Source organism: Rhizobium sp. 01L419, from assembly GCF_056400025.1.
The window spans coordinates 176,486-198,386 of record NZ_JBFTSM010000012.1; the positions used below are offsets into that span (position 1 = coordinate 176,486).

Consider the following 21,901-nt stretch of genomic DNA (forward strand, 5'->3'; position numbering starts at 1 on the left):
GTTTCGCAAGGTCACCGGAGGAATTCGGCCCCCAACCCGTCGCTCTCTTGATGGGGTGATGATGGCAGGCAATGGTTGAGCTGGTGTCCTGCTATCTCTTCAAACGCCGCGCGAGCAGCGCTCCGGCATCGCCGACGACGATCGCCGGGATCAGCACCAGCGCCATGTCATTGATGCGCGGCGGCACGTCGACGACGACGAGATTGAGGCCGAACCACGGATTAAGGAGCTGCACCATGTAGATCGCCGCCCACCAGAGCCCGAAAGGGATGACGATGAGCAGGCGGCCGAGGCGGGTGGCGCTCCAGCGGTCGGCGGCTTCCGCGACCGCGATATCGCGGGCAGCCTCGATGCTCTTGATTGCTTCTTCCGCGGCAAGCTTCTGCTGATCGGTCTCGGCCGAGAGTTTTGCCTGATAGGCTGATAGCAGCGGGCCGGTGAATTTCTCGATGATGCCGCCGAGCAGCAGGTCGCTCAGCCACTTCATTTCGCCCATCCGCAGCGATGCGCCAGATAATACCAGCCTTCGGCAATGGCGGCGATGAGCACGCCGGAGGCGACCTGAAGGGCCATTGCGACATCGGGATCACGCGAGATCATTTCGCCGAGATCGGGGGCGATCAGCCCACGGGTGACGAGGATGGCGGCGAGGTAACGCAGGAGAATGCGGATGAAGACGAGGGTCATGTCTGCTGCCCTAATGATGGTGGATGGCGGCAGGATGGTTTGGGAAGGGTTGTCGGGGTGAACTCAGAGAATTTGAATCAGGGAAATGCTCCATCTCTTTGTTTTTCCGCAATTCCGTGCACAAAACCGCTACGCACTTTTGCTGGAATTGCTTAGAGAAAGCGGGCGAGCGCGCCGGAGGCGATCGCCTTGATCAACAGCCCGGCGAGCGGCGTCAGCACGATGGCGACGACCGCCCAGAAAGCCTTGCCGATGCGGTTTGCGAGCTTTTCGACGCTGCCTTCGATGCGCAGCAGGGCAGCGTTGATATGCGGCTGCTGCGCTTCCAGCGAGACGACGCGCTCCTTCAAATCGTTGATCCTGCCGTGGAGTTTATCGAGCTCGTTGCGGGTGGTCTCATCCATGATGCCATTCCTCGTTTGGCGTCATGGATAGGGTGCGAACGGTTGACTGCGAAAATCGCGGTTGACGGCGCGCGCTGGCCGAATCGGTCGGGGCCGGCATTCACCCAGCGGGCAATTACCTGACATCCAAAGATCTGACCTTTCCAGAAGGAGTGGAGAAGTCCTCCTGCCTTCAGTCTATGCAGCCAGGAGTTCTCGGGCTTCGATGAGACCTGGCTTTCTCCGGTCGTCTGTCTCGGACTCAACCTTTCCTGCCGATGTTCGTTGTGATCAGCAATACGACGAAGAAAGGCCGCGGATTTGGTCAAGGTTCCCCTCTATCAAGAAAATCAGGACCGCGTTGCACTGCGGCCCGAATATACCGAAACGCTCGTTGGCGGTGCGACGGCCGATGCCTTCGGCTTGGCGATCGGCAAAGGGCTGCAGTCCGTTGCTGGTGGCATGGATGTCGCGGCCGAAGCGGTGCAGCGTGTGCAGCAGATGCGCGATGAGGCTGTCGTCAGCGATGGCGCCAATCAATGGCTGCAGGCGAAAGACAAGCTGCTTTACGACCCCGATACCGGCTATGCCAACACACAAGGGCGGCAGGCGGTCGAAGGGTTCGACGCCTACCAGAAGAGCGTCAAGGGCCTGAAGCGCGATATCGTCGGGAAGATGTCGCCGGCGCAAACGGGCCTCTTCAACAAGCAGGTTGCGGCCTACGAAACCGACGCGCTGCGCTCCGGCATGATCAAGAAAGCCGACGAGACGAAGAAGTGGCTGCTGCAGGAACACACGGCAGCGGCGGAAAATTTCTCGCGCCAGGCAATCCAGACGCCCGACGATGAGACCAGGTGGAATGGCTTCGTCGGCCGCGGCCTGCAGGAGCTCGATGCTCGCGGCGCCAAGGAAGGCTGGGGCGAGGAGCGCCGGCTGCTGGAGCGGGCGACCTATCTCAGCAACGTGCGCCTGCAATCTGCCCTGCGCATTGCCGAGAGCGACACGGTCAGGGCCGCGAAATATGCGACCGATCACGGTGCCGATATCACGCCGCAGGATCACATGGTCCTGCTCGACAGGCTGAAACCCGGCCTGAAGAAGGCCGCTAGCGCCGATGCGGCGCATGTCAACGCCTCCAATCCGGCACCGGGGCAGTTTGCGGCCCGAGGCCTGAGCCATGATCAATATGCGCTGCTGTCAGTCATTTCAGGCACGGAATCGCCGGCCTACGACATGATGAACGGCGGCCAGCGCATCCGGGATTATGCCGCCCATCCCGGCCTCATCGGCGCCGGCGGCACGACGACGGCGACCGGACGCTACCAGTTCGTCAAGGGAACCTGGGAGCGGGCCGCAACGGCGCTGGGGCTGACGGATTTTTCGCCGGCCTCGCAGGACCGCGCCGCCGCCTGGCTGGCCCAGGCCGATTACCGCACGAATACCGGCCGCGATCTGGCGCGCGATATCCAGGACGGCAATTATGCTGCCATCCGCGCCGGCCTGAAGACGACCTGGGAAGGCTTGCTGAAGATTTCCGATACGGAATTTTCCAAGCGCATGGGGGCGGCAAGGTCGGCACCTCTAGCTGTTTCTGCGGCGGCGGGGGCTGCTGCGGGCGCCTTCACCACGACGGCCAACCCCGAAGCAACTATGCCGCAAGCCGCCGGGCCGCAATTCTCGCAGGCGATGGAAAGCGTCCTGAGCGGCCTGCCGCCGGCCTATGCCGATGAGATCCGCCAGAGTGCCGCCGATGGCGCGCGGGCCGCCGCACTGCAGCAGGCATCGCGGGAGAAAGCCGCCCAGGTGGCGCAGGCCGAGGCTTACCGCCAGCGCATCGACAATGGCGATACGTCGCTGACGACGCGCGATATCCATGCCGATACCCTCATCGATGTCGGCGACAAGGTTATGCTAATCAACACCCTTGACGAGAAGAACCGGGAAGCGCTCGAAACGCGCACCAATGTCGAGGCGTTCCATGCTGGCAAGCTCGTCATCGCTCCCTATAGCGAAAACGGCCGCAAGGCCAACGATGACGTCTGGGAGGCGATTTCATTGCCCGCCGCGCCTGCGCAGCTCGAGCCGCTGCTGCTCAACCAGATCCGCCAGACCGGCGCGGTGCCGACTGCGGTCGGCAGCAGCTTGCGTATGGCTCTCGCGAACCGCGATCTCGATGGCACGGTTGACGCGCTCGATCTTGCCAGCCGGATTTCGATCGCCTCTCCCGGCGCACTCGGCTGGATGACGGGCGGGGCCGAACTTGCCGACGACGTGGCCCTCTATTCGCATTACGTCGATGATGTGGGCCTGACGCCCGCCATTGCCGCCCGGCGCATCATCGATCGCAAAGACCGCGACAAGGTGCGCCAGCGCTCGGCGCTGATGGACACGAAACAGATGAAAGATGCGATCGACCGTCTTGCGACAGAAGGAAAGGTGAGCGGCATCTATGACGAAGGCTGGTTCAGCTTTGCGCCGAGCCTCGGGAGYAATCCGCGACAGTCGGCTGCGATCGTCAGCGACTACAAGGACATTCTGACGGAAAGCATTTTCGACGCCGGCGGCGATATCGATGCGGGTACGACGCTTGCGAATGATCGTATCAAGCGCCGTTACGGCACGTCGGAATTCACGATGGACGGGCCAAAAGTCGTCACCCATTTGCCGCCGGAAAAGACCTATCCGGCCGACTGGGACGGTTCCCACGGCTATATCGGGGAGCAGTTGAACAAGGCTCTTGCCGACGATGGCATCACACATGACGAGGCCTTCCTCGAGGCGGACCAGGACACGGAAAACGACATAGCCGCCGGCATCGCGCCTCATTACCAGATCTACTACAGGGACAAGGACGGCGTTTTGCAGCACTACCGCAAACCGTTCTTTGCGACCCCGCCGACCCCCGAGGAGATTGCAGCCGCCAGGAAAGCAGCGCTCGTCAAAAAGCACGCCGAGCAGGAGGCTGAGCGTCTGGAGAATTTGCAGCACACCGAATTCGGGCGCGACCGCGAAAAGGTCCTCGCCTGGCAGCTTTCCTTGCCGCAGTCGATGATGGACCCACGGTTGCTGCCTCCCAAACCCGCGCCGTCATCCCCCGATCCTGCGCCAACATTCCGCAATCTGCCCGGCGTGCTGCCAAAAACGAAAAGAAAGAATTGATCCATGCCATTCGATGAAAGCCGGGCGAGCCCCGAGACACCCCTGGAATCCGATTATCTCCTCCAGCAGCAGGTGGGCGCGCCGGCTCCCGCCCCACGTCCCGATGTCATTACGACGGCCTTCACGACGGCCTTCGCAGCATTGCGAAAGAGCAATCTTATTGGCTCGACCGTCACGTCGAACAAGCTCTACGAAAAGGCGACGGGAGGCTATTACGATATCGACCATGATTTTCGCCCCTTCGATCCGGAGAACCTGAAAGGCTACGAAGAATACGGCGATCATTTCCTCGATGTCTTCAACAAGAAGGCGATGGATGCGGTGAAGGCGGATATCGATCAGGAGAACAGGGACCGCGAGGTTCTGGAGCGGGCCGGACTGTTCGGGCAGGCCATGAATCTCGCGGCGGCCTTCCTCGATGTGACCTCTCTTATTCCGGCCACCGCGCCGGTGAAGGTCGGCAAGGGCTATTCCATCATCCGATCCGCGCTGCGCGCAGGGGCCGCCGGCGCCGCCTCCAAGGCCGCGCAGGAGGCGGGCTTGCACGCCAGCCAGGAATTGCGCACGGTCGACGAGTCGTTGAAGCACATCGGTGGCTCGGCACTTTTTAGGAGCGTGATGGGCGGCCGCCGCGCCTTTCTCATGACGCGCCTTGAACACGCCGCCGCCGCGCGCGCCTTCGACGCCGCCAAAGCGCCGGGATTCGATGCCGGCACGAACACGCTTCATGCAGAAATGATGGGCTTTTCCGTTCCGTCGTCCGCCGATGACGCAGGCACGCGGCCGGAAACATCCGCCGATCTCTCCATTGCCAGGCCCGCGGCGTCAGACGTTGCCAGAGACACGGCAAAGCTCAATCCGCTCCTGCGCACGCTGCACAGCCCTTCCGCCTCCGCGCGCCAGATCGGTTCGCAGATGATGGAAAACCCCGTCTACCTGACGAAGACTATGGCGGGCGAGGGCGATATCGCCGCCGGGACGACCATGCACGAATTCACCCGCGGGCCCGTTTCGCAGGCCGTCGCGGCCCAGCGCGCCGCCTATACGAAAGCGCGCAAGGCGGGGCTGTCGCTGACCGAAAAGCAGTTTTATCAAGAGGTCGGGCGCACCATGCGCCGCGGCGACAAAAGCGACATCGAAGGCGTCGCGCAAGCCGCGGGCGCCTGGCGCTCCTATGTCATCGAGCCCCTGAAGAAGCGGGCGATCGATAGCGGTCTGCTGCCAAAAGACGTCAATGCCGCCACCGCCGAATCCTATTTCTCGCGCCTATGGAATCCTCAGGCGATCGAAGCCGACAAGCAGGAATTCAAGACCATCCTGCGCGCCTATTTGGACGGGCAGGTTTCCGTCGCAATGGCGCGCGAGGCGGCCGGAAAGGAAAAGACGCTTTCGAGCCTGGAAAGCGAAAAAGCCGATCTAGAATCCGGCATGGTCGGGCGCATGGCTGGTCACGGGGCCGGCCTTGCCGATCTCGCCGGCGGCATCATCAGGCATCTGCCCGACGAAGCGCTCGAGCAGTTCGAGGCGGGCTTCCAATACGTCGCCGGCAGCATCGCCCGCGACATGGATGCCGCCGACCCCGATCGCGGCCTTGTCAGCGATCTCGCCAGGATCGGCAAGGTCGATAGCCGGATTGCCGACCATGCCTCGCACGGCACGTTCGAATTCTTGGACGATGCCGACCGGGCCGATTATGTCGAAGGCATCGTCGATGATATCCACGACAGGCTGACCGGCCGGGCGGCCGATGGCTTCCAGCCGGAGAATTTCACCCTTGCCGCAAGCGGCCCGCTGAAGGAACGCAGCTTCGAAATTCCCGACGCGCTCGTCGAAAAGTTTCTCGAAGACGACGCCGATCTCATCGGCCGTCGCTATGCCCGCGTCATGGCCGCTGATATCGACCTTGCCGAGCGTTTCGGATCGCCTGACATGAAAGAGGCCTTCGAGCTGGTGCGGTTGGATTATGCCGAACTGCGCGCCGGGGCGGGCGACGATCCGGCTGCGCTGAAGCGTCTCGATCTGCAAGAGCGCGCCGATATGGCCGACCTGCAGGCGGCGCGCGAGATGTTGCGCGGCAATGGGCATCCGGAAATCCGAGACACGAACTGGGTGCGTATCCTGGCCGGCGCCGGTACCTTCAATTACATGCGGGCGATGGGCGGGTTGCAGATCGGCGCGGTTGCCGATGCCGTGCGCCCGGCAATGGTGCATGGCATCTCTGCCCATATCAGGGACGGAATCGGACCGATGCTGCGCGGAGTGCAGGCGGCCGGGCTCGGCGGGACGGAAGCCGCGCTTGCCGGCGCCATCGGCGAGAAAATCCTCGCATCCTGCATGGCCTCGCTTGCCGGAATCACCGATCCCTATGCTGACGGCCGTGTGTTCGAACGCTTCCTCGGCAACATGACCGCCGGCGTCCCGCTCATGAGCGGCCTCACGCATTGGGACGATTTTCAAAAGACGCTCGCTTCGCGCCTCATCCAGAACCGCATTCTGGCAAACGCCGAGAAGGCCGCGCAAAGCGGCTTTGCCTCCCTGCCGGCCGAAGAGCGCGCCTATATGGACGCCCTCGGCATCGGCAAGCAGGGCGCCGAAGACCTCGGCCGGTTGTTCGCCAGCCACGGTGAAACGCTCGATGGCGTCAGGGTCGCCAACACGCAAGGCTGGGGCGACGATGCGAAAGCCGCAACCACCCGCCGCGCCTTCCGCGCCGCGATTAACAAGGACGCCGATTCCATCCTCGTCACCAAGGGTGCGGACAACGTGCCGCTCTTTGCATCGACGCCTCTCGGCCATGCCCTCCTGCGGTTCAGATCCCTTACTATCGCCGCCAATCAACGCGTGCTGATCCGCGGCCTGCCGGAAGACAAGACCCGCCTCGTCGGCGGTATCGTCGGCCTGACGACGATTGGCGCTTTCCTCTACGCTCTGAAGCAGTTGGAAACGGGCGGCGAGCTTCCCGACGATCCCGGCACCTGGGCAATGGAAGGGCTCGACCGCTCCGGCATCTTCGCTGTCGGCTTCGAAATCAACAACGCGCTCGAAAAAATGGGTGTCCCTGGCGTCTATGCCGGCGCATTGACGCTCTTCCCTGACGCCAGCCAGAAAGCGCCGGCGAGCCACTCCGCCGCCGGCGGCCTAGGACTCGCCAATGCGAAGGGCGCGGTCACAGGCAATGCGCCCGGCATGACGGAAGGCGACATTGCCACGGCCCACCGGCTGATGCCGTTCGCGAGCCTGCCTTACTGGCGGTGGTTGATTGACGGGATGCTGGTACCGGAAGCGAAACGGGCAGTGCGCGACTGATGCTGCGAATGGTCTGGTCGGTCGGCCAAGCCGACCGGATCAGTTCCGCTACGAACCTGCCGCTGTTGGATGCCATTACCGGCTCTGAAAGCTTGCATGTCGACTGCATGCTTGCGCTCACGTCGCTTTTTGCGCCAATGCGCCCAAACCAGCTCGATGAGCGTCTCGCACAGCGCTCGCGCCGCGTATAAAGCGAGTTCGTTCAGAAAGCACTCCAAGACGTCACCCCCAATGGTCGGGTCTGTGTGTTTCGACAACTATTTGGGGAAAAGATTGTGGCAGTACTAGGTCTGACTTTAGTTGACAGGGATATTTAGGATTAGGATTTACCGTGGCCGAAAATCGTATTAAATACAATATGTTAGGTGATTTAAAGCTGGCGGACTGAGTGTCCGCCAGTCTGTTTGTGGCTTCAGAAGGCTTCGCGGCTGTCGCTTCTCGGATCCCCCTCGATCTGGTGCAGCCGGTAGAGATCGCCGCGGGCGGTGCGCCGCCAGGGGCGGGCGGGGTTGGCTGGATTGGTGGCAATGTCGGCAAAGGCGATGCCGGGCGTGCCGTCCGCTGGGCAGAGGGCTGCCCATTGGCCATTGGGGGCGGCGATGCCGCAGGGGGCGATCGCGCTTTGCGGCGCGTGGGCGGCGTAGCTCACCCAATAGGTGTTGCTTGCGGCAAGGCCCAGCACTTCGGCGGCAAAGGGAGGTGCCGCGGCGGGTGTTTCTCCCGATGTGGAGAAGAGTACGCAATCCACATCGAGCCTCTCATATTCGATGAAGATCTCCGGATAATGCGACTCCATGCCGGCGGCGCAGCCGAAGCGGATGCCGTCCACGACAAACGTGACGGGCATCTTGCCCGGCGAATACATGAAGGAAATCTTCGTGTGGGAGAGCAGGCGCTCGTCATAACGCGTCACCAGTTCGCCGCTCTCGGAGATTACATAGAGGCTGTTGTGCGGCCGGTGGGGCGGGGTAAGCCTGTGGGGTGCGCCGAAGACCGTCCATAGCTTCAGCTCCCTTGCAAGTTTTCTCATTTCCTCCAGTTCCTCGCGCAGAACCTCCCATTGGTAGCGGCTCCAATCGGCAGCGCCGATTTCTGCCGGGCCGATTTCGGAGAGGATGCGCTTGTGGGGAAAGCAGATCGTCCCCTCCGGGAAGTGAAGAAGCCGGGCGCCGGCCTCGCTCGCCTGGCGCATCAGGTGGCGCATTTCTGCACCATTTGCACGGAATGCTTCGGCATCGCGCGGGTCGAGGCAGACCGAGGTCTGGGCGACTGCCAGCCGCAGGGATTTGCCGGCGGGCTCATCCGGTTGCGGCTCTGTTTTCGGTTTGCTGATATGGCTGAGAGCAGAGGTGTAGGATTCGCCGGTTTTCGCGGCGCGGGCGCGTACCCTGCGTTTGAGATTTCCGTTATGGGTCATTGTAGGCCTTTCCGTCACGGACGCATGTTCCCCGGCCACCACGCCCGAGCGATCGGACCTAGGTTAGCGAACCCGAGACGGAAGTCCCTTTGCCTCCGCTTGAGAGATCCTGCCGGGGAGGATCGCTGGAGGTTGGGCGCAGGCCACGCCTGAGCCAGAAGATGTCGATGCCGGCGCGATTCGTCAATCTGTGGAGGGGCTGTAAGGCGGCGTCGGAGCGCGGCGGCGATCCGCCGCGCTCCGTTTGCCTCACGTTGAATAGGCGTCTTACGCTGCGGCAATACCATCGAGTTCGGCCATCACGTCGGGCTGCAAGTCGATGTCTGCGACAGCGAGGTTCTCTCTGAGATGCCCGCGCGAGGAGGTGCCGGGGATCAGCAGGATGTTGGGCGCACGCTTGAGGAGCCAGGCAAGCGCCACCTGCAGTGGCGTGGCGTTGAGGCGGGTTGCGACCTCAGAGAGCGTCGAAGATTGCAGCGGCGAGAAGCCGCCGAGCGGGAAGAAGGGTACGTAGGCGGTTCCCTCAGCGGCAAGCTTGTCGATCAGCGCATCGTCGCTGCGGTTGGCAAGATTGTACTGGTTCTGGACTCCAACGATCCCGGTGATCCTGCGGCCGTCATCCACCTGTTTTGCGGTGACATTCGACAGGCCGATATGCTTGATCAGGCCCTGTTGCTGCAATTCGGCCAGAACCGTGAGCGGCGCTTCCAGCGAGCCTTCGGCCGGGCCGTGTACATCGAACATGGCGCGCAGGTTCACCACCTCGATGACATCGAGGCCGAGGTTTTTCAGGTTGCTGTGGATAGCCGCGGTCAGCTCTTCCTTCGATAACGCGGGGTTCCAGGAGGCGTCGGCCCCGCGCAGCGCGCCGACCTTGGTGACGATGACGAGATCGTCCTTGTAGGGATGCAGCGCTTCCCTGATGATCTGGTTGGTGACGTGCGGGCCATAAAAATCGCTGGTGTCGATATGGTTGACGCCGCTTTCCACCGCTTCGCGCAGAACGGCGATGGCTTCGTCACGATCCCGCGGCGGCCCGAAGACGCCCTTGCCGGCAAGCTGCATGGCGCCATAGCCGAGCCGCTTCACCGTGCGGTCGCCGAGTTTGAAGCTTCCCGATTTTTCGACAGTAGACATGAATTCTGGATCTCCGTTTGAAGGCGAAGAGGAGATAGGCCTGGATCATTGGTTGGACAATTGGCTATAATCCGGACGGGCTGTCCTGCGTGGAGGACAATGAGTGAGATCTGGAATATGAAACAAGGTGGGCCTGAAATCAGCGATGTCAGCGCTTTTCTCGCCGTCGCAAGATCCGGCGGTTTCCGCGAGGCGGAGCGGGCAGGCCATATGAGCTCATCGGCGCTCAGCGATGCGGTGCGGCGGCTGGAAGCGGAACTCGGCGTGCGATTGCTCAACCGCACGACACGCAGCGTGGTGCCGACGGAGGCCGGCCGTGGGCTGATGGAACGGCTCGGCCCCGCCTTCAGCGAGATTGATGCGGCGCTCGACTTCGTGAAGGATTTTCGCGATCGGCCGGCCGGCACGCTGAAGCTCAATGTGCCCGTCAGCGCGGCAAGGCTGGTGCTGCCCGATATCGTGCCGGCTTTCCTGAAAGCCTATCCGGATATTCGGCTGGAGATCGTCACCGAGGAGAATTTCGTCGATATCATCGCCGCCGGCTGCGATGCCGGCATCCGCTATGACGAGCGGCTGGAGCAGGACATGATCGCCGTGCCGATCGGCCCGCGCATCCAGCGTTTTGCCGGGGGTGCGTCAGCTGCCTATCTCGCCGCACATGGGCGACCTGAGCATCCGCGCGATCTGCTCGAGCATGCCTGCATCCGTGGGCGTTTTGCCGGCCGCGCCATTCCGGTCTGGGAATTCGAGCGCGACGGCGAGATCGTCAGGGTCGATCCGCCGAGCCCGCTGATCGTCCAGAACGGCGGCGGTACGGATCTCGCCGTCGATGCGGCGGTGGCCGGAACCGGCATCGTCTTCACCTTCGAGGACTGGCTCAGGCCCTATTTCGAAAGCGGCGCGCTGGAGCCGGTGCTGGAGCCCTGGTGGGAAAGCTTTTCCGGCCCCTTCCTCTATTATCCCGGCCGCCGGCTGGTGCCCGCTCCACTGCGCGCTTTCATCGATTTCATCAAGGCGATGCCGCGGGAAGGGTGAGCAGAGATCACCGGCCCGCAACGTGGTAGAGTGGGTGCGGGCGATGCATTCGCCGTATCGCCATCATCAACAACACCATCGTAATGACGATGGAGGGGGAAGATCATGAGCAGCGCAAGCAACATGACCGGCAACGGCACGAGCGAGATGAAGCTGGAGATCATTGTCGTGCCCGTTTCGGATGTCGACCGGGCCAAGGCATTTTACGGCGGGCTCGGCTGGCGCCTCGATGCCGATTATTCCTCAGGTGACAATTACCGGGTGATCCAGTTCACTCCGCCGGGCTCGAACGCATCCGTCATCTTCGGGAAAAACGTGACGCCGGCGGCACCCGGCTCCGCACAGGGCCTCTATCTCATCGTCTCCGATATCGAGGCGATCAGAAAAGAGCTGCGCGAGCGCGGCGTCGAGGTCAGCGAGGCCTTTCATCCCGAGGGTGAGGTCTATAGCGGGCCCGACGTGCCCTATCTCTTCGGCCGGCGCCGGGTCAGCGGCGTCGATCCGGATCGCGGCAGCTACCGCTCCTTCGCTTCCTTCAACGACCCTGACGGCAATGGCTGGCTTTTCCAGGAAATCACCGCCCGGCTAGCCGGCCGCATCACTTCGGACCTTGCCGCCTTCGGTACGGCGAAAGACCTCGCCGCGGGATTGCGCCGGGCTGCCGAAGCGCATGGCGAGCACGAAAAGCGCAATGGCGGAAAGCACGACGAGAACTGGCCGGACTGGTATGCGGAATACATGATGGCCGAGCAGACAGGCAAGCCGTTGCCGCAATGAGACGATTGCCGAGCGGCGCCGGCCGGATGGGCCGGTCCCGCTCGCCATTTTACGAGAGCCGATGTCACACAGGCTCGATCTGGGCCGCCCACTTCCAAAGATCATCCATCTGGTTCGGCGGAATGCCCATGGCCACCGCGAGCAGATCGATACGGGGGTCTTTACGGGAATAGTCCTGCGCGTCTTCGATCATGATGCGCACGGTTTCCTTATCTTTGACCGACATCCCTGCCATGCCATTGACCGCCGAGAGAACATCGGCCTTGAAAATCGGCGGTTCGAGTTCGAGCGCTGCGAGCCAGAGCTGCCATTTCCTGAGGGAAGGGAAGCGATCTTCTGAGCCCGTCGGATCGCGAAGGTATTTCGCAATCGCGGGCTCCTGGTCGTCATGAGGGACGAGGATCATATCAGGCTGATCGCGGGTGAGTATTTCAAGGATAGTTCCGGCACTGTCGTAGCGAACATACACAGTTGTCATGCGAATAACCTCTTGCAGGTGTAATCATGCCAGCCGCACACGAAAAAGGAGGCGGAACAGGCCGTGCTTGTCACCGCGGCGTACCTCCAGAGCTGACCGTCGGCGTTGCTTCGCACCTTGCCTGCCGCCGCGCTCTGGTCGGGGTAGTCGTTGCCGGAGCGTGACCGGCACCGCACCTGATGGGCGGTACTTGTGGTGTAGTTGGCGGCGGCAGCACCTGAGACGATCCCGATGCAGTCCTGTCCCGTGCTCGCCACGACAGTGTCAATCAGCACCCAAACATCTACACTCAGCCCGACAGGGATATTGCTCGGTATCGCCAGGCCCTGCACATTGGCGTTGGCGGTGAACCACGTATAGGTGTCGGTGTTGACCTCATTGCCGGTCTGCCAGAACGGAACAATGTTTCCCGATGCGTTGGTGATGATGAGGCCCACGCGGCTCCCAGACAGGCATTCCCACCCGACCGGCTTCGTGACGCCCGCCTCTGAGGCCGACAGGGACATCACGAAATCCGTCGTGCCATCTGATGTCTTCTTAACGGCATAGAGAAAATACGTCTTTGATGGCTGCACAGCCCCTGTGTCGAGCAGCTGAACAAGCGTTTTTGCCGTGGCAACGGTGGTCTGTTGCTTCCTGCCGCCAAACCAGCCAACGCCTGGGCCGATGGTGACAGAGGTAACACCGACATAAGCGGGAATGAATCCTGTAAAGAAATCAAGACCGGTGGAAACACAGACGTATTTGACAACACTACTTGCCAGAACCTTCTTCAGGCCCCAGCCTGCTGCACTGTCCGCGATGGCGAATTCATCGGCATCGACGATGTCGGTCTTTGCAGTCGCACCGTGCACCCAGCCGGCCAGGGTATTGGCGACGTCATTGTAGATCGCCAGCGTCTTGCGATACCAATGAAAGGCGGAAAACAGTCCGCCCGAACCTGGAACCACAACATCTTCCGGATTTGTTGCATAGGCGGCCGCGAGGCCGGCACTGGCATTTGCGCTCGTCGCCGACTGAGCGGCTTCAGCGGCTTTCTGCTGGGCGGTCTGCGTCAGGCCGGCAACAGCAGGAATCTCATCAGCAATATCAGCCACGGTCTCCAGATACTGCGAGACAGCGGCAACGGCTTCCAGCGCGTCGCCTTTGCCGCTGAGCGCCAGAACGTCTGCAATGAGCTGGTCGATCGTCGCTGAATCGAATGACGGGGGAATAGTGACTGCGCGGGCCGCTCTTTCCTTGAGTTGCTGGAGCCTCATCACGACAAGGTCAAGCGCCTGCTCTACGGTCTCCGCATAATAGGCGCCCTGGTTTTCCAGGTCGGTTTCCTGGGTGAAGGGCACGTCCAGCAGCAGCGTTATCCTGCTGCCGTCGGCCGGAGCGGGTACGATGACCGCGCTTCCGCCGCCGTCATTGCCAGTGCCGGTCACGGTGTAATCGGCGTCGAGCACCAGAATTGAATCCGTGCCCGAGACATCCGTCCGGATCACCTGCAGATGCTGGGGTTCGAGGATCTTGAACTTGTATTCGAAATCCGTGGTGACACCGTCCCCGGTATAGGGGCCGGATCGATTTATCTCGCTCGAAATGGTCATGGGATCGCGCCTCTGGTTTTCCAGACCATAGGCGCAGGAAGGTTGTCGGCCTGACCTGACCAAGATTCATGAGAGAGGCGATCGATCCTTGCGACCTGCGGCTGCTACGCCGAGGCGGCAGACAGCAGCTTGTGGAAGAACATCCGCCGGTGCCCGCTCGGATAGTCATCGATCGCGCCGAAGAGGGTGTAGCCCTGTTTCTCGTAGAAGCCGGGTGCCTGGAAGCTGAAGGTGTCGAGCCAGATGCCGTTGCAGCTCTGCTTTTTCGTCCATTCTTCAGCCTGCCGCAGCAGGCTTGCGCCCAGTCCGCGGCCGCGCAACCTTTCCGGCACGAAGAGCAGCTCGACGAAGAGCCAATCATAGTAGAATTTCGCCCAGAGCCCGCCTGCGACCTGGCCGGTCTCGTCCGAGAGCGCGATCGCGCGCGGCCTGTACCTGTCATCCCGGGTCTTCGCCTCGTTGAAGGCAAGCAGCGGATTGAGGATTGCGAGGTGATCGGCTTCCGTCGGCTCGGCGATGATGCGGGTGGTGATGGCGGTCATTTTTCGGCTCGCATTCGGGTCGGGAAAGGCGTGGCTTAACGGGGCGGGTTTTTGTGATGCGGTTTTCGGCCTTCGGGGTATCAGGCGAATATTGCAGCCTATCATGCGATCACGCGCATCGCTTCTGGATTGTATGCGAGTGTTGTCATACAACAGGGAATGCAGCGTTCGGCGTGTTGGAAGGTGTTCATGCGACATTCCACGATAGCTTCTGTCAGGCCCCTTTCATGGCCCGGTCTTTTCTTCGCGCTGGTCGGCCTGTGTCTGTCGCTGACGCCGAGCCTGATGCCGCGGTCGTGGTTCGTGCAAGGCGCGCTGTCGGGCACGTGTGCGGCGGCCGGATATTGTTGTGGCGCCTTCCTGCAATGGCTCTGGATCTATCTCGAGATTCCCTCGTTCCGGCTTATCACCGGGCGGTTGGCCCGGTCCGTGGCCGTGATAGCAGGCGTCTTGATTGCTGCGTTTTTCGTGTGGCAGTCGTCATCCTGGCAGAATTCCGTCCGGGCGTTGATGCAGCTTGCTCCCAACGCCACGATCGAACCCTTCCTGCTGGTCCTTACCGCGGCATTCGTCTTCATCCTGCTGGTCGCGATCGGCCGGCTTTTCAGACGAATGGTTCTTGCCAGTTATGCCCGCACCAGCCGTTTCATTCCAAGGCGGATCGCCGCCGTTGCCGGAACCCTGCTGTCGATCCTCGTGTTCTGGGCCATTGCCGAAGGTCTGCTGTTCCATGTTGCGCTGCGCCTCGTCGATTCATCCTTTCAGGAGGCCGACGCGCTGATCGATGACGATACGCCGATGCCTGGCGATCAAGGCAAGACGGGAAGCGCGGCATCGCTCGTCAACTGGGAAGAGCTCGGGCGGCAGGGGCGCCATTTCGTCACATCGGGGCCGACACGGGACCAGATCGGCACCTTCCTGCAGTCTCCCGCAAAGGAGCCCATCAGGGTCTATGTCGGCTTGAACAGCGCAGATAGCCCGGAGGCGCGGGCAAGCCTGGCGCTGGCGGAACTCAAGCGCCAGGGCGCGTTCGAGCGGGCCTTCCTGATCGTCGTCGTGCCGACGGGAACCGGCTGGGTCGATCCCGAGGCCATGGATACGGTCGAATATCTCCTACGCGGCGATGTGGCTGAGGTCGCGATGCAATATTCCTATCTCAGCAGCTGGCTCTCATTGATGGTCGAGCCTGAATACGGGTCCGATGCGGCAAGAGCACTTTTCAACGAAATCTATGCCTATTGGCGGACACTGCCGCGCGATCATCGCCCGAAACTCTATCTGCACGGACTGAGCCTCGGGGCACTGAATTCCCAATCGTCCGTCAATCTGTACGACGTGTTTGCCGATCCGTTCCAGGGCGCTTTGTGGAGCGGGCCGCCCTTTGCGAGTTCCACATGGGCTCATGTTACGGCAAACCGGAACCCCGGATCGCCGGCCTGGCTGCCGCAATTCCGCGATGGCAGCATGATCCGCTTTGCCAATCAGCAGACGACCGCCGATCGTCCGGACGCTGCCTGGGGGCCGGTCCGCATCGTTTTCCTGCAATATGCCAGCGATCCCGTCACCTTTTTCGACTGGCGCGCGCTTTATCGGGAGCCGGACTGGATGAAGGGGGAGAGAGGTCCTGATGTCTCGCCGTATTTCCGGTGGTTTCCGATCGTAACCACTCTGCAACTCGGCTTCGACGCCATGATCGCCACCACGTCGCCCATGGGCTATGGCCATGTCTATGCGCCGCAGCATTACATCGATGCCTGGGTCGCGGTGACGGACCCGGCCGGATGGTCGCCCGAGGAGATTGAGCGGTTGAAGGTGCATTTCGAGAGGGTGTCTGTTGCAAAGTGAATGAAACGGACGAGGGCATTCATCGCCGAAGCCGAAATATTAAAAATGTATTATTCAGGTGAAATTCCGAGTTATACTTTTGATAGACTACGAAATTGTGATCATGTGTTCTGGATCACATGTTACCGAGCGGTATTTATTCCTTGTCAGTCATCAGTTGACCTGACTACCATCATTTGGAGTTTCGAATAAATAAACAGGCTATTCTTCTTCCTGCAGTTGTGATAGAAATTTTAGCTCGCTGATGTAGTTCCTGTGAATAGTATTGGCGGGCTAACCCATGTCAAAGTCTTCCAGCGACAATATAACGGCGCCGGGGTCGAATGAACTTGTATCGGCCSTTTCGCAAGCTGCATCCGGAACAGGCGATTGGGACATTCTTGCCCATGACGTCGCCGGCATGCTCGCAACACCAAAGCTTGATTGGGAAAGTCTGAGCCTGGCCAAGGAGCATGTTCATTCTCAGTTGCCGGATTCCGCCACCATGCTGGAGGCATTCGTCAGCAAGAGCGCCGACGAAGCCGGTCGGAATGCGTCGGTTGAGATGTTCGATGCCTGCTGCGCCGCCGGCGGCGATCCCGTGCAAATGCTGCGCGAGGTGCGCAGGATCCTGCGTAGCTATCTCGCCTTCGACGTCTTCACCTATATCGAATCCTATACGAGCCCCAGGAAAGACATGACCCTGATCCGCGGTCGATTTGCCATGGATGGCGATGCCGAGTTTCCGTGGCCGGCCCGCTGGATGGAAATCCCCACGATCCTGATGGACAGGACGGAGGGGGCCAATATCTCGATTTCCAGTCTCGAGGATTATTACGAGAAAAATCCCGAAGCCAGGGCGCTGCAGGAAAATCCGGTTTCCCAGGAATATAGCAAGCGGGGCATCGAAAGTTACGTCTCTGCCATGCGCATGGACGGCGGCCGCGTTGCGGCCTCGCTGACGCTTGGGCGCCGTGCGAAAACGGAGCCTGGACCTTTCGGGGACACGGAACAGAAATATTTGAACAGTTTTCGCCTGGAACTCGTCCTGCGGCTGATAGGCGAGGCTTTCGAGCGGCGCACGGTGACCCGGGCAAGGGCAATCTCGGCGCTGTTCACACCCCGCGCCCTGCCGCGCCCCCTGGCGAATGACTGCGTGCGCATGATCGGCGAAGGGTTCGAGCTCGAATATGTGGGCCTGTTTCGCGTCAATCGCGCCCGCGGACAATTCGAGATCGTCGCGCAATATGACACGGAGAAGTCCCTGAAGGTCGAGGACGGATTTGTCCAGAAGCTGGATCAGGGAATGCTTGGCCATGTGCTGAGCGAGGGAAAAGCCCTGTACGCGCGCGATGTCCGCACTAAGCCGCCGCCGTTCGGTTATAAGCAAGCTGCGGAGGCTGCTGCATCGGCCATGTGCCTGCCGCTTCGATTGATGAGGGAAACATCCGTCGAGATCGAATGGATACTCGATCTGGAGTCGACGCAGCTCGACGCCTTCCCGCCGCCGGAGCAGGAGGCGCTGAAACATCTCGTTGAGGAAATCGAACGCGCGCTGCAGCTCTGGTTCGAGGCACGGCTCGGTTCCGTGTTGCTGGACCTTGTCGACCAGGGCGTCGTTGTCCTGGGCGAAGGTACGCGCATCGAGCGCGCAAACAAGGCGGCGCGCAGATTGCTGGGTCTCATGAGAGATGTTCCGCTGCCGCTGCCGGAGGCGGACCGGTACGCTCATCTGGAGGCCTATGGAGCCGATCGGGCCAGCCAGGAAGCAATTGCTTCCGGATCTATCCCCGCGTCGGGCGAGCATCTGCGCCTTATCGGGCCTGACGGCATCGAGCGTCCGGCGATGGCCGGGGCGTCCTATCATGACGACGCATTCCATCGGCACGTATGGCTTCTGGGTGATGTCGAAAATGCTGCATGGGTCGGCTCCCTCAAATATATGGAGATGGCGGTGCAGACTGTCATGGGACAGGCGCATGGCAACCTGATGCTTGCAGCAGCCCTCTTGAAACGGTCACTCGCCGGCATGGATGCCGCCGGGCCGGCCTACTTGTCGGTGGAGCAGGCGCTGCGCTGCCTCACGATGGCGAAGATTCCATATGAAAGAGTGGCAAGCGTCTATGACGTCATCTCACAGCCGAGACGGCGCACGAGCGAACTGGATCTGACAGCAGAACTCCTCCGGTTCCGTGACGCACTGCCTGCCAACGAAGCCGCTACGCTGACCCTTGATGTGCCCGACGGTCCGCTGCTGGTCGGCGGCGATCCGGAGCGGCTTTCCTTCGCTCTTCGCTCGCTGCTGGGATATCCCTTGTCCATCAGCAGTGCGGACAATCTGTTGCGAGCCCGACTGACCGCCAATGGCGCCGTTGCCGAGATCGAAGTCGTCCTCCAGCACGCGATCGCAAGCATGGCGACAATTGAAAGCGAAGTTGACGAGGTGGATGGAGGCGATGGCGGCCGGGACCAGATCGCCTATGCGGAGTCCAGGGCACACGCATTGTCAGGGCACGGTCTGGGTGTGATCCGGGTCGTGGTCGAAGCGCATAACGGAGAAATTCAACAGGGCATTGGTTCCAACGGGGAATGGCGGGTGATTGTGCGCCTGCCGATCAGCCCGACCTGAATCGAGGATAAGCCGATGACATGCCTACTGGTCGTTTCGCCCGACAAGAGCTGGAATCAAGCCCTTGATATCGAATTGAGCTCGATTGAGATCAGCACCGTTGGTGCAGAGACGGGAAATGACGCGGTCGTAGCGGTGGCAAGCAAGAAGGGAGCGTTCGACGGCATTCTCATCGGCGCCATGCCTGTGCATGGAGAGAGTGCCGAGCGTGCGGCGCTCGATGCCGTGGACATCATGAGCGCTGTGCGCCAGAGCGACGGGCACATTCCCATTCTGTTATGGGCCCCGCATCCCTATGATTCACTTGCGCGAATTGCCAGCCGCTACGAAACAACGGCCATCATCTCGCAGGACACGGCCGACAGGATCGGCGAGACGCTGACGCGCCTCAGGGAGTCGCGCAGGAAATACCGGTCCGTCCCGACGGCCACCGCGCCGAGCGGGACGGTCGAACTCGAAATCGGCGCGACGAGCATCCGTGTCGTGGTTGCTGCAAGCGGCAAGGGCACCATCATGGAGATGACGCGCGCCTGGACCGGGCGCAACAAGCTGACGCAGCTGAACCAGAAATTCTCGACATGGGAACTGCGGCGCCGGGCCGGCACAGCGCCGGCCCGCTATGTCGACGACTGGGATCTGATTTTCAAGGAAACCGGCGAGGACCTGTCGGACGAGCTCGCCTATTCGGCCGAAGAAATCCGCAAGGGGATCGTCGAGTGCCTGAACTATGTCGGTACGCTGGACAATATTCATGTCCGCTTCAGCCTTCTGACCGACGCGGCAAATCCCTCCCATCCCTTTGTCTACGTTCCGTTCGAGCTGCTCTACGATCAGCCCAAGGAGAATTTCGTCCGGTTTCTTTCTCCGGTAGCGCGCCGCATCTGCCTGCAGAAGGAATCGTTGATCGCCACACCTCTGGCCAGCGCGCAGTCTTTTTCCGGCCCCGTCCTGTTCGTGAAGTCGGATGCGCATGGGGTGCAGGAACTGCCGGGCGTGAAGTTCGGCGGCAGGCCACAGTTGGTGCTGCCCAAGCTTGCAGCGCTCGACGCGGAATTCGAAGGCATAAGGACCGCCCGGGAAGAGGCCGAGCTGCCGCATCCGGAGCTGCTTTTGCTGCAGGCCGGTCCGCTGGATGCATTGACGCAGCTGCGGGAAAAGATGGCCGCGCCGCTGCAGGATGCGCCGTGGCAGATCCTGCATTTTGCCGGGCACAGCGTTCGTGCCGACGATGGCACCGTCTTCCTGGTTTTGCCCGGATCCGCGCCGGGCAAACTGGCGATGCTCGAGATCGGCGCGTTTGCGCGCTGGGCGAGAGAATCCCAGCTGCGGCTCGTCGTGCTGTCATCGTGCCAGAGCAGTTCGCCCGATGCGGTCTTCAGGCTGGCGCAGGCCGGTATCCCGGCCGTGATCGGGTTCCGCTGGGAAGTGGACGATCAGGAGGCCTCCTACTTTACCCAATGCCTCCATCAGGAGCTCGCCAAGAACATCGCGATGGCGCGCGCCTTTCACCATGCTGTCAGCCTGACCCGGACGAATTATCCGAGGAGCCCAACCTTTGCGTCCCCCATGCTGCTCGCCCAGAATGAGGAGTGGACCGTATGATCCCAAGGAGGAGACCGTGTCGTTAACGACTCTGCTCGGCTTCAAGCAATCCATCGACAAGATCCGCTCGGCGCCCAGCCAGCCGCGTCTGGTCGAATGGTTCGAGAATGATCGCGTCACGCATGACGATCTGCCTGCACGGGTCGACGGCCGGGCGTTCGAGCCGGGCGGGTGCTATTTCGCGCTTCGGCTGGCGGGCCTGCATCTCACGGACTCGCGGCGTTATGCGCAAAAGGTGCTGCCGCTCTGCGTCTGCCTTGCGGAGTTCAACCGCGGCGGCAAGCGGGAGACGGTGCCTTTCTCGCTCGGGCCTGACACGATCAGGCAAAAACTGCAGTTGACGCAGCCGGATGCCGGTGACGAGGACAAACCCCAGTCGGGCTGGGTCGAGCTTCGCGATATCGAAATCATTCCGCCGACGCCGGTTTCCCAGGCCAATGTGGAAGCCTTTATCGGCGTCTATGCCGTTCCGGGCGACGATATTGCAAAGACGCTCTTGAATGTGATGGGAACCATCAGCCAGGCTTTCGGCGGGGCGCTGTCGCCGGCGCTGGCGGTGGCCGAAAAAGTTTATGACGGATTTACCTCCCTGCTGGGCGTGAAGGAGGTCACGCCGGCGGTCGAGGCGCTGCATGGAAACCTGCTGCGCAACAGCGGCTATCTCCTCGTGTCAAACGCACCGGAGGATACGCCCCTCAAGGGCAAGCTCTTCGTTTCGAAGGGAAGGCTTCGCCATGGCGCGGATCCGGTTTCCAGGCTGGTCACGGAGTTCGACTATTGCCTGGTCAGCGTGCAGAGGCTCGATTCACTGGTGGAAACCACGGGCACGGCGCCGGATCTGTTCGGTTCTCTCTGGCAGGAGGTGATCGAGGGTTTCGGCGGCGATCCGAGCGCTGCGGCCAATGCCTTCAAGAAATTGCAGCGCGCCGTCTACGGATCGGCGCAGCTGATCCCGCGGGATCGCGACGCGCTCATTGCGGGCTATCTGGTGGAATATCAAAAGGCGGCGCAGGTCTTCGGCGTCGAGGTAGCGACGGCGGGTGCATCGCGCGGCGGCGAACTGGACAGTGTGATGAGCGCGGTCGCAGAGTTTCCGACGATCTATGAGGCTCTCGTCGGTGGCGACGGCCAGGACCTCAATGAAAAACAGAAAGACGAGCTGAGATCGGGATCAACCGTCTGGAAGCGTGCTTCCGAATTATTTCCGTCGCTCGCGGAGCAGCCGACAGGGCACGTGTCCGATCGGATCGTCCAGGCTGTCCTGGCGAGTTAGCCTGACCTCATCGGCCAGAGAGGTTCAATCAAGGCCCCGGCTGAGCAGCTGCCGGGC

16 protein-coding genes are annotated in these 21,901 nt (G+C 61.5%); 8 read left to right on the forward strand and 8 right to left on the reverse strand.

The window, feature by feature from the left end; all coding sequences use genetic code 11:
• Window positions 1-91: 91 nt before the first annotated feature.
• The 3 genes from AC1DUP_RS23335 to AC1DUP_RS23345 form a co-directional block, all read right to left on the reverse strand.
• Window positions 92-487: a hypothetical protein gene (locus AC1DUP_RS23335; RefSeq protein WP_477834767.1), complete on the reverse strand. Its 396-nt coding sequence runs from the start codon at window positions 485-487 to the stop codon at window positions 92-94.
• Window positions 484-687 carry a hypothetical protein gene (locus tag AC1DUP_RS23340; protein WP_113310959.1) on the reverse strand — a complete coding sequence of 68 codons (204 nt, stop codon included), beginning with the start codon at window positions 685-687 and terminating at the stop codon, window positions 484-486. The genes AC1DUP_RS23335 and AC1DUP_RS23340 overlap by 4 nt, the downstream gene beginning before the upstream one ends.
• A 152-nt stretch (window positions 688-839) precedes the next feature.
• Window positions 840-1,091: a hypothetical protein gene (locus tag AC1DUP_RS23345; protein ID WP_113297058.1), complete on the reverse strand. Its 252-nt coding sequence runs from the start codon at window positions 1,089-1,091 to the stop codon at window positions 840-842.
• A 300-nt stretch (window positions 1,092-1,391) separates the two neighbouring features.
• Between AC1DUP_RS23345 and AC1DUP_RS23350 the strand changes: the two genes are divergently transcribed.
• Both AC1DUP_RS23350 and AC1DUP_RS23355 read left to right on the forward strand, forming a co-directional pair.
• The gene (locus AC1DUP_RS23350) at window positions 1,392-4,229 is read left to right on the forward strand and encodes a lysozyme family protein (RefSeq protein ID WP_477834769.1); all 2,838 of its coding nucleotides are present in this window, start codon (window positions 1,392-1,394) and stop codon (window positions 4,227-4,229) included.
• A 3-nt stretch (window positions 4,230-4,232) separates the two neighbouring features.
• A complete protein-coding gene (locus AC1DUP_RS23355) occupies window positions 4,233-7,535 on the forward strand; it encodes a hypothetical protein (RefSeq protein ID WP_477834771.1) in 3,303 nt (1,100 codons plus the stop codon).
• A 412-nt stretch (window positions 7,536-7,947) separates the two neighbouring features.
• On the opposite strand, the gene AC1DUP_RS23360 is transcribed toward AC1DUP_RS23355, so the two are convergent.
• Together AC1DUP_RS23360 and AC1DUP_RS23365 are read right to left on the reverse strand one after the other, a co-directional pair.
• Entirely contained in the window at window positions 7,948-8,952 is a 1,005-nt protein-coding gene (locus AC1DUP_RS23360; RefSeq protein WP_477834773.1) for a carbon-nitrogen hydrolase family protein, read from the reverse strand.
• A 267-nt stretch (window positions 8,953-9,219) separates the two neighbouring features.
• Window positions 9,220-10,089 (reverse strand): aldo/keto reductase family oxidoreductase, encoded by an 870-nt coding sequence (locus tag AC1DUP_RS23365; RefSeq protein WP_477834775.1) that lies wholly within the window; start codon window positions 10,087-10,089, stop codon window positions 9,220-9,222.
• Between the two features lie 117 nt (window positions 10,090-10,206).
• On the opposite strand from AC1DUP_RS23365, the gene AC1DUP_RS23370 reads away from it, so the two are divergent.
• Both AC1DUP_RS23370 and AC1DUP_RS23375 read left to right on the forward strand, forming a co-directional pair.
• A complete protein-coding gene (locus AC1DUP_RS23370; RefSeq protein WP_113297110.1) occupies window positions 10,207-11,124 on the forward strand; it encodes a LysR family transcriptional regulator in 918 nt (305 codons plus the stop codon).
• 105 nt (window positions 11,125-11,229) lie between these two features.
• On the forward strand, window positions 11,230-11,901 hold the full coding sequence (locus AC1DUP_RS23375; protein ID WP_477834776.1) for a VOC family protein: 672 nt from the start codon (window positions 11,230-11,232) through the stop codon (window positions 11,899-11,901).
• Window positions 11,902-11,965: 64 nt separating this feature from the next.
• Here the strand turns inward: AC1DUP_RS23375 and AC1DUP_RS23380 are convergent, their stop codons facing one another.
• The 3 genes from AC1DUP_RS23380 to AC1DUP_RS23390 all read right to left on the reverse strand — a co-directional run bounded on the left by AC1DUP_RS23380 (window position 11,966) and on the right by AC1DUP_RS23390 (window position 14,516).
• Window positions 11,966-12,379: a hypothetical protein gene (locus AC1DUP_RS23380; protein ID WP_477834778.1), complete on the reverse strand. Its 414-nt coding sequence runs from the start codon at window positions 12,377-12,379 to the stop codon at window positions 11,966-11,968.
• Window positions 12,376-13,974, reverse strand: coding sequence for a hypothetical protein (locus AC1DUP_RS23385; RefSeq protein WP_477834780.1), 1,599 nt, complete (start codon window positions 13,972-13,974; stop codon window positions 12,376-12,378). Before AC1DUP_RS23385 ends, AC1DUP_RS23380 begins: the two co-directional genes overlap by 4 nt.
• Before the next feature lie 104 nt (window positions 13,975-14,078).
• Window positions 14,079-14,516, reverse strand: a complete 438-nt coding sequence (locus AC1DUP_RS23390) for a GNAT family N-acetyltransferase (protein WP_477834782.1) — start codon at window positions 14,514-14,516, stop codon at window positions 14,079-14,081.
• Window positions 14,517-14,705: 189 nt separating this feature from the next.
• Between AC1DUP_RS23390 and AC1DUP_RS23395 the strand changes: the two genes are divergently transcribed.
• The 4 genes from AC1DUP_RS23395 to AC1DUP_RS23410 all read left to right on the forward strand — a co-directional run bounded on the left by AC1DUP_RS23395 (window position 14,706) and on the right by AC1DUP_RS23410 (window position 21,844).
• Window positions 14,706-16,361, forward strand: a complete 1,656-nt coding sequence (locus AC1DUP_RS23395) for an alpha/beta hydrolase (protein WP_477834784.1) — start codon at window positions 14,706-14,708, stop codon at window positions 16,359-16,361.
• Between the two features lie 280 nt (window positions 16,362-16,641).
• Window positions 16,642-18,969 (forward strand): PAS domain-containing protein, encoded by a 2,328-nt coding sequence (locus AC1DUP_RS23400; protein WP_477834786.1) that lies wholly within the window; start codon window positions 16,642-16,644, stop codon window positions 18,967-18,969.
• 15 nt (window positions 18,970-18,984) lie between these two features.
• Window positions 18,985-20,571, forward strand: a complete 1,587-nt coding sequence (locus AC1DUP_RS23405) for a CHAT domain-containing protein (protein WP_113310943.1) — start codon at window positions 18,985-18,987, stop codon at window positions 20,569-20,571.
• A 16-nt stretch (window positions 20,572-20,587) separates the two neighbouring features.
• Window positions 20,588-21,844, forward strand: a complete 1,257-nt coding sequence (locus AC1DUP_RS23410) for a hypothetical protein (RefSeq protein WP_477834788.1) — start codon at window positions 20,588-20,590, stop codon at window positions 21,842-21,844.
• The last annotated feature ends 57 nt before the right edge of the window (window positions 21,845-21,901 follow it).